The sequence below is a fragment of the Staphylococcus hyicus genome (assembly GCF_000816085.1).
Taxonomy (GTDB): domain Bacteria; phylum Bacillota; class Bacilli; order Staphylococcales; family Staphylococcaceae; genus Staphylococcus; species Staphylococcus hyicus.
The window spans coordinates 978455-991852 of record NZ_CP008747.1 but is presented as its reverse complement, the minus strand read 5'-3'; the positions used below and the strand labels follow the sequence as shown (position 1 = coordinate 991852).

Annotated in this window: 10 protein-coding genes; 1 reads left to right on the top strand and 9 read right to left on the bottom strand. The window is 35.0% G+C overall.

Translation table 11 applies throughout. From position 1 onward, the window contains the following. Window positions 1-30: 30 nt before the first annotated feature. From SHYC_RS04650 to SHYC_RS04640, 3 genes are all read right to left on the bottom strand, one after another. Complete coding sequence (locus SHYC_RS04650; RefSeq protein WP_158484634.1) at window positions 31-3504, bottom strand: fibronectin-binding protein FnbA; 3474 nt, start codon at window positions 3502-3504, stop codon at window positions 31-33. A 412-nt stretch (window positions 3505-3916) separates the two neighbouring features. Continuing rightward, entirely contained in the window at window positions 3917-4543 is a 627-nt protein-coding gene (locus tag SHYC_RS04645; RefSeq protein ID WP_039644876.1) for a response regulator, read from the bottom strand. After that, window positions 4544-5665 carry a GAF domain-containing sensor histidine kinase gene (locus SHYC_RS04640; RefSeq protein WP_039644870.1) on the bottom strand — a complete coding sequence of 374 codons (1122 nt, stop codon included), beginning with the start codon at window positions 5663-5665 and terminating at the stop codon, window positions 4544-4546. Window positions 5666-5843: 178 nt separating this feature from the next. Between SHYC_RS04640 and SHYC_RS04635 the strand changes: the two genes are divergently transcribed. Then, window positions 5844-6674, top strand: coding sequence for an RluA family pseudouridine synthase (locus tag SHYC_RS04635; protein ID WP_039644868.1), 831 nt, complete (start codon window positions 5844-5846; stop codon window positions 6672-6674). A gap of 40 nt (window positions 6675-6714) precedes the next feature. Here SHYC_RS04635 and SHYC_RS04630 read toward each other — a convergent pair whose 3' ends face one another. The 6 genes from SHYC_RS04630 to SHYC_RS04610 form a co-directional block, all read right to left on the bottom strand. Further along, window positions 6715-8868 (bottom strand): RNA degradosome polyphosphate kinase, encoded by a 2154-nt coding sequence (locus SHYC_RS04630; RefSeq protein WP_039647557.1) that lies wholly within the window; start codon window positions 8866-8868, stop codon window positions 6715-6717. 103 nt (window positions 8869-8971) lie between these two features. After that, window positions 8972-10498, bottom strand: coding sequence for an exopolyphosphatase (gene ppx / locus SHYC_RS04625; protein ID WP_039644866.1), 1527 nt, complete (start codon window positions 10496-10498; stop codon window positions 8972-8974). A gap of 21 nt (window positions 10499-10519) precedes the next feature. Then, entirely contained in the window at window positions 10520-11905 is a 1386-nt protein-coding gene (gene fumC / locus SHYC_RS04620) for a class II fumarate hydratase (protein WP_039644862.1), read from the bottom strand. 157 nt (window positions 11906-12062) lie between these two features. Then, window positions 12063-12467: a hypothetical protein gene (locus SHYC_RS04615; RefSeq protein ID WP_039644859.1), complete on the bottom strand. Its 405-nt coding sequence runs from the start codon at window positions 12465-12467 to the stop codon at window positions 12063-12065. 155 nt (window positions 12468-12622) lie between these two features. After that, on the bottom strand, window positions 12623-12778 hold the full coding sequence (locus tag SHYC_RS12350; protein ID WP_167693803.1) for an SAS053 family DNA gyrase inhibitor: 156 nt from the start codon (window positions 12776-12778) through the stop codon (window positions 12623-12625). Window positions 12779-12796: 18 nt separating this feature from the next. After that, window positions 12797-13396, bottom strand: a complete 600-nt coding sequence (locus tag SHYC_RS04610) for a 6-phosphogluconolactonase (protein ID WP_039644857.1) — start codon at window positions 13394-13396, stop codon at window positions 12797-12799. Window positions 13397-13398: the final 2 nt, after the last annotated feature.

Below are 13398 nucleotides of genomic sequence, written 5' to 3'. Positions count from 1 at the left end.
ATATGAAATGATTATTTAGCATTGTATCACTTATGATTTATCTTTTTGTTTACGACGTCTAAAGACTAAAAGTATTCCGAACATTGCTAACAACGTTGCTAAAATTCCTGATGGTTGTTTGGATTGACCCGTTTCTGGTAAGGCATGTTTACCCTTGGTCTCTTTAGCGTGGTGAGATGTGGCCGACTCTTTTGCTTGTGTTGTAGCTTGATTACGATTAAACTCATGTTTCATTTCTGTTTTATCTTCAGTAAGTTGTCGTTCTGAATCGTCATTTTGCATTGACGTTCCTTCACTTGGTGATTGTTTCGTTAGTGGTGTCGTTGTTTCAGTGACATTTGATACATGTTGATCGCTTCTATTTTCCGGTTGTTGAGACGTCGTTATTTCTTCCGTTTGCACCCATGCACTAGGTTGCGCTTGATTGAAATGATTCGGGTTATCAGTTGGTTCATCCTTCCTAACAGTAGAAACTACTTTGTCTTGCTTTGAATCATTAGAAGGTGTTTCATTCATATGATTGTCCATTGCTTCATTTTCAGTAGCTTCTGTAGTAGATTGATCTCTGCTATCAACATGATTCGTTTCCATGACCTCATCGTTCGTTTCAAACGTACCAAGTACATTGTTCTCAAGTGTTACTTCATTCAAAATAGGTTCACTGTCATTCTCTATAGCTAGTGTTTCCTTGGTTTTATTCTCATCAAGGATAGGCGTGTCTAAATCTTTAGAAGTTTCTTCATTTATAACATCATTAAATATAGGTGTATTGAAAAAGTTGAAATGGTTTGAACTGTTTGAGCCAATACCAGTGATACGTGTCATTGGATTAAAATGAATGACGTTATTGAGGCTGAATGATGGCGTAGATGCTTTAGGCGCTTCAGTTATTTCCTCGTCAACTAAAGTCTCCTCAATTTCTTCTGTTACGCCTGTGTTTGACCCTGCCATACCTTCTGGTGTTGTATCTTCTTCGTAGTCGATGACGTTACTTTCTTCAATTTCTTCTGTTACGCCTGTGTTTGACCCTGCCATACCTTCTGGTGTTGTGTCTTCTACGTAGTCGATGACGTTACTTTCTTCAATTTCTTCTGTTACGCCTGTGTTTGACCCTGTCATACCTTCTGGTGTCGTGTCTTCTACGTAGTCGATGACGTTACTTTCTTCAATTTCTTCTGTTACGCCTGTGTTTGATCCTGTCATGCCTTCTGGTGTTGTGTCTTCTACGTAGTCGATGACGTTACTTTCTTCAATTTCTTCTGTTACGCCTGTGTTTGATCCTGTCATGCCTTCTGGTGTTGTGTCTTCTACGTAGTCGATGACGTTACTTTCTTCAATTTCTTCTGTTACGCCTGTGTTTGACCCTGTCATACCTTCTGGTGTCGTGTCTTCTACGTAGTCGATGACGTTACTTTCTTCAATTTCTTCTGTTACGCCTGTGTTTGACCCTGTCATGCCTTCTGGTGTTGTGTCTTCTACGTAGTCGATGACGTTACTTTCTTCAATTTCTTCTGTTACTCCGGTGTTTGATCCTGTCATGCCTTCTGGTGTTGTGTCTTCTACATAATCCACAATATTTGTATCTTCATAAAATTCTACTGCCCCTACATATGAACCTGTTACAGGTTCTGGCACGGTGCTTTCTTCAAATTCAATCGGTGTAGTGTCGGCAATCTCTTCTGTAATCGTTGATTGACTGCCCGTCATGCCATCTGGTATCGTATTTTCTTCATATTGAATTGGGGCACTATCTTCAAATTCTTCAATCACAGTATTATTTACGCCACTAATCGTTTCGGATACAGTATCGTAGCTGATCGACATAGGATTTTCTTCTACTTCAATCATCGAACCATTATATTGACCACTTATCACACCATTGCCAGTGTCTTCTGTAAACACGAAGTTGTTTGATTCGATAATGGGTTGATCTATTCCACTACCTGTTCCTTTATTGCTATAAAATACAACACCATTGTCCCACTTAACTGATGTGTAATAATACGGATATGTTGCAGGATAACCTGCTAATTCAGTTCTAAAATTTAATTCATTCGCATTATTTAAATATTGCCCTTCATACGTAACGACATACGTATTTGAAAGGTCATTCATATCTACGTAATAACCACCACTATTAATAGAAAGTCTATCTTTAAAATCAGAAGTGACATCTTTAAACATACTTGAATTATTGGTATCAACATATACACTTTGATTTAACGACTCAGTACCTAAATATTTATATATTTTAACTGTTGGTTGATTTGTCGTCGGTGCACCATTCATAATATTACCAGTCAATCTAGAATTATAAACGGTATTTTTAGAAGGGTTTACATATGCAATGTGTTTAAATGTATTTTTATTTTTATCTAAATACTCAATTGACCCATTGATGTTTACCCCCCTTAAATTGATGCCTTCTAAATAATCTATATTCACAGTTTTAGTTGTAGTTTGTCCATTCAATGTAGCCGTAATCGTTTGATTACCTTCATGTGTTACAACTTTAGGATCGATAAATAAGTTTAAACTTAAATTACCTATCACATTCACTTTATTATTAATATAATCTGTAAATGTATACCGAATTGTGTTGCCATTAATAAGTTGACCCGTTGCCATCACTAATGAACCATTTTGAATACTCGGTAATTTTCGAGCTGTAGAAATACCAGCAGTGTTCACATTATTCGATAATATAAAATCAAAATAATCACCTTGTTTCATACCATCAGGAAATTTCCAATCATATTTTAAAGTTACGCGCTCAGCATTATGTGGATTAACCGTACTATTCCCTTCAATGGATGAAGAAACAATTTGAACATTTTTTGTGATGTCTGAACCACTAGTTGGCGTCGTCGTAGCGGTTGGTGATGTCGTCAGTGTGTTGTTTGTAGTAGTTGAATACGTTGTTGTCGTCGTAGATGGTTGAGTAGACAGTTGTGCCGATATTGTTTCAGTTGCTGTCATTGAAGTGGTAGCTGTAGATGTATCAGTTTGAGTCGATGTAGGTTCAGTTGAAGTTGTTTCAGTTGATGAATTGGAAGTTGTTGTCGTAGGTGTTGTCGCAGGTGTCGTCGTGTCAGCTGGTTTTGTTAATGTTGCGTCTGACGTATCAGTCACAGAAGCGTCAAACGTAGTTGTATTTGTAGATGTCGTAGTATCGGCTGTATCATTATTCGGTGGCGTGGGATATATTGCGACTTGATTTCCGGATACATCTGTCGCATTCACGCTTGGTTCTGTAGTCGATTGACTGATTGTAGCGGTTGTATCAACACTTCCAGAACTTGTGGAAGCACTTGTACCACTTTGATTCGTTGGAGCACCTTCATTTTTCTTTTTACTTGTTTCGCTCTGTCCAGGTAGTATTTCTGCAGCACTAGCCTTTTCTTCAGTAATAAGTCCAAAAAAGACGAAAAGTCCTAATAATACAGATGATGCCCCCGCCTTATATTTACGGATGCCGTGTTTTTGTTTCATTTTTTTATTCAAATAAATTCCTCCAATATTTCCCTTAATGTTTACGTATTTTTCAGCAGCACTGAGAATCATATCACTTTTGGACATAAAAAAACATCATAAAATTTAATATTTAAGCGAGATTTAAAGTTACACTTTAAAGTGTAGACAACCATAATATTGTTATATTACACCGAAGTTTAAGTCATTTCTATTAATTTGCTCAAAATTATAATATGCACCATAAAATAAGGTTTATGCATAAATGATTTATAGAGATACTTTAATAATATTCATATTTAATATAGGAGACTTCAAATTTACGTTGTTATATACTATTTACCATCATTTTCTCTTTTATAAACCACACTGTCTTGTCAAAAAATAAAAGCGAGACTGAATGAAATCACATACACTTCATCGTCTCACTTTGACATGACTTTATTTAAATCAAGTTATTTTCCATTGCATAAATTGCAGCTTGCGTTCGATCAGAAACTTGTAATTTATTAAAAATATGACTCACATGGGTTTTGATTGTTTTTTCAGATACAAACAAATGTGCCGCAATTTCTTTGTTGGTTTTGCCTTTCACCATTTCTTTTAGCACTTCAGTTTCACGTTTCGATAATTTATTTATATGATGGGGTTTTGTAACAACATTATTCATTACCGCTTCAGCCGCTTTATGGACGACACGTTTTCCAGCTAAAACTTGGTCAATCGCACTAATTAACTGTTCCGCTTCAACATCTTTCATTTGATAGCCATCTGCCCCTTCTTCTAATGCGGACATCACATGTTCATCATCTACATAACTCGTGAGCACTAACACCTTTACGTTTGGATAGTGTTCTTTCAATTCCCGAATTAATTCGATGCCATTCATTTCAGGCATCACTAAATCTACGAGAATTAATTGTGGATTAATATCGTTGGCTTGAAGCGCATCAAGCAAATCTTTACCACGTCCAAAACTTCCAACCACTTCAAAATCATTTTTAGTTGAAATTAAAAATTCTAAGCCTTGTCTTACAATAAAATGATCATCTACAAGTGCTATGGTTTTCATTTACTCACTTCCTTTATGATGTAGTGGAATTTCAATATTTATTTTGACGCCTTGATTTGCTTCAATAGTTAAGCGCCCATTTAATAACGCCACACGTTGTCTAATATGTGATAATCCATGTTGCCCATTATCTGTTACGTCTTGAAGGTCAAATCCTTTTCCTTCATCATAAATTCGAACAACGAGTCGCTCACCATCTTGATTTAAATCTACATACACGATGGTCACGTCTGCATGTTTTTTACTATTATTCATCGCTTCTTGTATCATACGATACGTATGGATTTCAACTTTACGGTCTAAATCAATTAAACCATGTACTTTGATATCGACATCAATATGAATAAGTTGTGCGTATTGCTTAATTGCATGAACCAAACCTTGCTCTAAGCCCGCTGGTTTTAGTTGCCAAATGAGTGCACGCATTTCATTCACAGCATTTTGACTTGTTTGTTCGATTTGATAAAATGCTTTTTTTGATGTCGCTTCTTTTGACATTTGCCCTGCCGCATGCGCCGTCAACTTTAAAGAAAACAACATTTGGTTCACTGAATCATGAAGATCACGCGCAAGGCGATTTCGTTCATTAATAAGGGCGGCTTCTTTTTCTTGATCTGTCAGAAAAATACGCTTAATTGCTGAACCAATTTGAAATGCAACGGACTCAAGCAATTCTAAATCTTCATCAGAATAATGTGTGGTATGTGGTGTCGCTACATTCAACAAACCAAATTGTTCATTTCCAGACCGTAAAGGTACAGTTGCGTGATGTGTAATATCTTCTGTATCGTCAATAAATTCTTGACTAGCCAAATTAATTCTTGAACAATTAATAATGTTTGAAGCTTTAGTTAATTTCTTATTATGATAAGATTGCACACACCAACATGAGCCTTCACTCATATATTTACAATCATGACTCGTTAAAGCACGTGGCAATTGATATTCTGCTTCAAGTGTATGGGTACCTTTATCATCGATAAAAAACACCCACCCTGTTGTAAAATCACTGCCTTGAATTAATGATTTTAGTGCACCATGCAACATGGATTCTAATTCAGTTTCTTCATTTAAAAATTCAGCAATTTCTTTTAGTAATGCGAGACGCGTCGGTTTCTCCATAATATCACTCCAAACTTTCGCTTACCTCTTAGTATACACGTGAATAATTGTCTCGCCAAAGTCAAAGTGTTGCTAAAAAAGAATGGTGTAAAATTTCGGATATAACATTTAATAAATGATAAATTTTAAAATACCTAGCTCATAAATGTGGTATGATGATGAAGATAAGGAGGCTATTATGAAATTTACTGTAGCAGAACCGTTTGATCAAATGTCTTTAAGAGATATCTTTAAATCATTAAAATTACCTAAAAAAGATTTACATTTACTCAATATGTCAAAAGAGATTTTAGTCAATGACACAACAACACAATTGAACCATATTGTACATACTGGAGATATAGTTACGCTCCCATTCCCTATTGAAAAAAGTCAATATGTGCCAAGCTATCGCCATGCACATATCGCGTACGAAGACGATTATTTAGCTGTCGTTTTCAAACCAAAAGGTGTAAAAACACATCCAAATGACTTAAAAGAAAGCAATACATTAATGAATCATGTAATTTATACGTTAAATGTCGATTATGTAGAACCTATTCATCGATTAGATCAAGAAACAATAGGATTATTAATTGTCGCTAAGCATCCCATTGTTAAAAAGATTTTAGATCGTATGTTAGAAGATAATGACATTCATCGTATTTACCGTGCCGAAGTGAATAGTTTACTACCACTCAAACCGCAAACCATCGATCAACCCATCGGTAAAGATAAGTTCCATCCGAATAAACGACGTATTTCGCCGACAGGTCAACGTGCCATCACTCATATTTTAGATTCTAAAATGATTAAAGAAGGCGTATGTGAAGTCCATTTAAAATTAGACACTGGCCGGACGCATCAAATACGTGTGCATTTAGCATCATTAGGATATCCTGTTATTGGCGATCCACTTTATGGAACATCTAAGCTGAGACAACTCAAACTTGAAAGTTTCCAAGTACGTTTCAAGCATCCTATTTTACAACGTGAAATCAATGTTTCTTTAGATGATATTCAATCTTAAAAAACATCTGTCATGTGACTTACATGACAGATGTTCTTTATTATTTCCTATTAAATTTTTTCTTAAAACGATTCACCCAGTTGGATTTCAGCCTCACGGGTTGACCTGTTTCAACAATATTTTCTTTTTTCAAATTCACACCGTATTCAATGGCTTCATTCATGAGTGCTTCTTGAGAATTAATCGGCGGTTGGTCATTTTGCATGTAATGATACACACCATAACGGTCTTGATAACGTCCTTTTTGATTATCTGATAATTGTAATTCAAGATACGTAACAAGACGACGCGCGATTTTTGGATTAAGCACCGGGAACAATATCTCGACGCGTTTAATCATGTTTCGCGTCATCATATCCGCAGAGGATAAATACACTTTTTCATTACCATTATTATAAAAGTAATATATACGAGAATGTTCCAATAGTCTACCTACAATACTGACGACTTCAATATTTTCACTCACTCCTGGAATACCTGGTTTTAAGCAACAAATCCCTCGAATAATCAATTTAATTTTCACACCTGCTTGTGAGGCTTCAAATAACTTTTTAATTAGTGCTTTATCAGTAAGTGAGTTCATTTTCATCATCATTTTACCATTTCCGTGTTTTAAATGACTTTGAACTTCTTCATCTATACGTTCAATGAATAAATCACGTATTTCATATGGAGAGACGTTTAATTGCTGGTAATCCGGTTTGATTGAGTAACCACTTAAATAATTAAAGAAGCTCATCGCATCCTTACCAATATCACTGTTTGTAGTAATAATGCCCATATCTGTGTACAGTTTGGCAGTTTTATCATTGTAGTTCCCTGTACCAAGATGAACAAATGGTACTAACTGTCCTTGAATACGTTTAATAATTAACGTAATTTTACTGTGCGTTTTTAAATGGGTCATCCCATACATAACATGACACCCTGCATCTTCTAACATTCGGGCCCAATGAACATTGTTTTCTTCATCAAATCGTGCTTTCAACTCAACTAATACCGTGACTTGTTTACCATTTTCAGCAGCATTTTTAAGCGCCTCAATGATTGGTGAATCACTGCTTACTCGGTATAATGTCTGTTTGATTGCAATTGTATCTGGATCTTCTGACGCTTCTTTAATAAAGTCAACTATTGGATCAAAAGATTCATATGGATGATGAAAGAATATATCACGTTTCATTGCTAAGTCGAAAATATTATTATCACCCAAAGACTGAGGTACTTGTGGTGTATAACGTTGATATTTTAGATGTTTTAATTTGTTAGACAAATGATCCACTAGTGCAAACACCATCGTTAAATCTAATGGTCCATCTGTTAAATAGACATCTTCCTCTTTTAATTCTAAAATATCAACTAACCAATCTAAATTATTTTCTGGATGGGAACGATGATCTATTTCTAATCGGACCGCTGCGCCACTCTTCCGTTCTTTCAAAAATCGTTCTATTTCAATGAGTAAGTCTTCTGCTCCATCTTCATGAATGGTTAAGTCAGCATTTCTCGTAATACGAAAAGTATACGTGTTTAATATTTCATAACCTTGAAATAAATGACCCATGAAATAACATATTAAGTCTTCAATTAAAATGATGAAATGTTTATTCCCTTCATTAATTGAAATAAATCGTTTTAAAAGTGCAGGTATTTGTACAATGGCAGAATTTATTTCATTGCCAGTATCGATATCAACGAAAATATTTAGTGTTTTATTATTAAGTTTCGGAAATGGCCGATAAGCATCGATGCCTAACGGTGTTAATGTTGGAAGAATTTCATTTAAGAAGATTGTCTCAAGACGTTCAATTAACGTTTCACTTAAATCCTCAGGTTGACTTAAGTAAACATCATACGCTTTTAATTCTTCTATCAATTCATTATATCTTTGATATTGAAATGCAACATTTTTGCGGTTTTTCTTTTCAATCTCAGCTAGTTGTTCTAAAGGTGTCATTTGTGTTTTATTTTCAGGTTTATCAAATCCCATTTTAACTTGGTCTTTTAAACCTGCTACTCTAACCATAAAGAATTCATCTAAGTTAGAACTGCCAATTGCAATAAAATTTAATTGTTCTAACAATGGATTTGAAGGATCGCACGCTTCTTGAAGCACACGATAATTAAAATCTAACCAGCTGACTTCCCTGTTATTGTAGTAACTTGGGTGATTAATGTCTATTTTAGTATTCATATTTGTCACTTGTTCGTTTCACCTCATTAATAAATCCCAAAGGTCTTTTCATATTCAATTTCAGAATAACATATCATGGTTTTCAGTAAACATAGAGCCACGGTTAAGATTTTGTAAAGTTAATTTTTACATTGTCTTTGAGTACTTTTTCTAGATGCTTTTTTTGACGTAATGTTTGGTATGCTTCAGCGATAGGTTCCCCATGATAATAAACATCTAGTTGGAAACCGGCTTTGTCTTTTCTTAGCGTAAGTCGATTCACAGTATTTGTGTTAGAGATATTCATGGCATTCACAAATTTAACAATACCACCTAATGTTTGAATATCGCTTATTTCCTCTGAATCAAACCAACCTGTTTCATCACTGTAAAATTTTAATAACGATTTATTTTTAAAGCTAGCGAGTAACGCCAATGTGACGCGTTCTTTATGTGTTAAACCATTAATGCTAGAATTGGCAATCAAGTAATACGTATGTTGCGAGCTTGAGTCTGAATCTATAAATTTACCAAGGTAGTATAGGTATGCTGCTTCTAAAAATAATTGTTCAAGTGCCTCATCAATATCAAGTTGCTTTAATTTGACTATTTGATCAAATAATGATGATGCGAGTTTAACACGTTGTTTCGCTCCACTTTGTTCAATGTGGTACTCATTCGCAAGATGTTTAAGCGCATCTTGACGCACATGATTTCGAGAAAACTCTCCAGGGTACGCATTGGCAATTTGGTTCATTATAAATCCTTCACGTATCCCTTTTCTAGAAAATGTAAAGGCACTAGCATCAATGATGTCATATAACAGGTTGAATACAGCAACTGCAGGCAAAATGATATCGGCACGATCGCGACTTAATCCATCTAGATGTGTTAAATCATCCCTTGAGGTTTTTTTCAACAATTGATAAACCTCTTTCAATCCTTCATTTGTCATTGTATAACCATGAACGCCTGCGATTGGATATTGATGTGATGATTGGTGAATTCGTGCACAGTTACGTGCAGAACCGCCAATACCTATTAAAGGGACATGTTGTTGATTAATCCATTCTAATTTCCCAAATTCATGTTTCAAGAACTTTTCCATTTTTTTGACTGCTTCTTTATCATTGTGATCTTTATTTTCAAAGAACATTCTAGAAAGTGTCACTACACCAAATGGAAAACTTGTTGCTTGCTTAATTTTACGATTTTCAAAATAAGTAAGCTCAGTTGAACCACCACCAATATCTACTGTAATTCCATGATTGATTCCGGTAGTATGTGTTACGGCATAAGCCCCATAAAAAGCTTCATCCTCTTCTGGAATCATGATGATTTCGAGACCAACTTTTTTCTTTATGTGCTTAATGATGTCTTTTTGATTTGTAGATTGACGAATAGCTGCTGTAGCTATAGGAAACAAATTGTCAACTTTAAATTTGTCAGCCACTTTTTTAAAACTATGCAACGCTTCGGTCAAAACTTGAATACCTTCCTCAGACATTTTTTGCTTTGCATCTAAGTATTGACTGAGTCGCGCAGGTGTTTTAATATTTTGAATTTCATTAAGTCCGGTATCTGGGTGATATTGAAAAATAACGAGACGAATCGTATTCGATCCGATATCGATTAAACCGTTTCGCTCCATTGCTGCAAAAATCCTCCTTAATTACTTAGGATGTACCATATCTTCTGGTTTAATCCATGCATCAAATTGTTCTTCAGTTAAATGGCCAGATTGTATCGCTGCTTCTTTTAAAGTTAAGCCTTCTCTATGTGCTTTTTTAGCAATTGACGCTGCATTTTCATAACCAATATGTGGATTTAATGCAGTTACAAGCATCAGTGAGCGATTTAAATAACGATCGATATTATCTTCAATTGGTTCAATACCAACAGCACAATTTTGATTAAATGTGTTCATACCATCGGCTAATAAATAAATGGATTGAAGGGTGTTATGGAAGATGACCGGTTTAAATACATTGAGTTCAAAATTACCTTGAGAACTTGAGAAACCGACGACAGTGTCATTCCCCATCACTTGTGCTGCGACCATCGTTAACATTTCACATTGCGTTGGATTTACTTTACCTGGCATAATCGATGAGCCTGGTTCATTTTCTGGAATTGAAATTTCCGCAAGTCCTGCACGTGGACCTGAAGCTAACCATCGAATATCATTCGCGATTTTCATTAAATCGCCTGCTAATGCCTTTAAAGAACCATGTAATTGAACCACTTCATCATGTGCTGTTAATGCATGGAATTTATTTTCTGAGGATACGAATGGATAACCAGTATTTTCTGAGATATAATGTGCAACTTTATCACCAAATTCAGGATGCGCATTAATTCCCGTTCCCACTGCCGTTCCTCCAATTGCTAGATTAAGAATATGTTTTTTCGATTCAGAAAGAAGTTGTTCACATACATCTAACATATAACGCCAACCACTAATTTCTTGACCTAATGTAATCGGTGTGGCATCTTGAAGATGCGTTCGACCAATTTTAATAATATCTTTATAGGCATTTTCTTTTTGATAGAATGTTTCTCGTAAACCTTTTAATGCCGGCTCTAATTTAGATTCAATCTCATGATATAATGCCACATGCATCGCTGTTGGAAATGTATCATTCGAACTTTGTGATTTGTTCACGTCATCATTTGGATGGATGTGCTCGTCACTACCATTTTCTTTTAAATATTCATTTGCAACGTAGCTCACAACCTCGTTGACGTTCATATTACTTTGAGTACCGCTTCCAGTTTGCCAAACAACTAATGGAAAATGTTCATCTAATTCGCCTTTTAAAATACGATCACATGCGTGTACAATCGCATCTTTTTTTGCTTCGCTTAATTTACCTAACGCATGGTTTGCTAAGGCAGCACCACGTTTTAACTGTGCAAAACCATATATTACTTCAATAGGCATTTTCTCTTTACCTACTGGAAAATTTTGCTTACTTCGTTGGGTTTGAGCACCCCAATATTTATCTGATGGTACTTCAATTTCACCGAAAGTGTCGTGTTCAATTCTTACTGACATATAAATTCGCTCCCCTTTAATCAATATATATCTTCAATTAAATTATAGCATTAAACAAAAACAAGGTTCAATTGCGTGTATGCTCGCAACGCAAAAAAGATGAAAGCGCTTTTCGCCTTCATCTTAGTTAAGATCAATAATTAAGCATGTCATGTGATTATTGAGAAGCAAATTTTTGCTTAACTGCTTGAACAATTGCAATTGCAGACAGGATGTATAGTATAAAACCAATCGCTAATGTCACTGGGCTAAACATAATTAGATAGCTAAATAGACCTGTTAGCGAAGCATAAAAATCTTTAAGATAGACAAATAATGCAGCAGTAATGGCTGTGCAACATAATACGCTGATAATGATACCCTTTTGGTTGTTATGTATAAATACATTGGCATTCACCTTTTCATCAAACAATCCGTCTGACAGATTCATCTGCATTTGGACAACTTTAAAGAGTATTGGTAAATACAACGTCCCTAACGCAAGTGGAAATCCTTTAATAGATAAAAGATTAATACATGTTGAGGCGATGAGAAGTAGCACCCATTTATGATAAAGTTTCATAGCGCGTCACCTTTCGAAAAATCATTGATGACGTATATTATAATTTATCTTTCTATATAAAACAACGGAACCTCTAACTTATATTTGCGTCACTATAACGTATTAAATAAAAAAATGAGACACTCATGTAAAAGGAGTGTCTCATTTTTAGCGTATTATTGATTTGAACGTCCCTCAGAGTCATGTGATTGGTTCAATTTGTCTTGATCATTTGTTTCAGAAATCTGTTCCATTTCTTTGCCTAATTGCACAAGATCATCGAAATTATCTACCATCTCATTTTCATGTTCGATATGTTTTTCTTCAGACATTACATCACCCCAATTCTTTTATGCATAAAGTGAAGTGAAGTACGCTCTTACATCATCAGGTAACCCTTGCGCAGCAGCTTCATCAAGAATGACATTGACCATACGGTGAGCTTTTAAACTTGAAGGAATAAAGCTTGTATTACCATTGTCTTCATATAATTTTTTAATGACATCCGCTTTTTCACTTCCTGTCACAACAACAAAAATTTCACGTGCAGGCTTTAAACCATTCGTAACAGGAATACCAAATTCACCTTTATTATTGATTGAAACAACTTGCAATGTAAGTTTGCCTTTATTGTCTTTCGTTTTCGCTTTACGTTCAATAAATTTTTCAACTTCATCTTCTTCTGGAATTTCATGAATTTGTTTTTCTGGTACACCTAATGCTTTAAAGTATGATGTTTGTTTATCGTAATCTAAAATATGAATTTGACTAAAATCAACCGCATGATCATCAACATTACGCTTTAAATAATCAAGCACTGGTGCCGCTTCCTCATTTAAATGAAACCCTGCGATCGTTGTTGGATTATTATTGAATTGTTTTCTAATGATATCCGCCGCATAAATCGCTGCAGTATCTTTGTCTTTAAAAACTTTAAAGTTCATTGCCATAT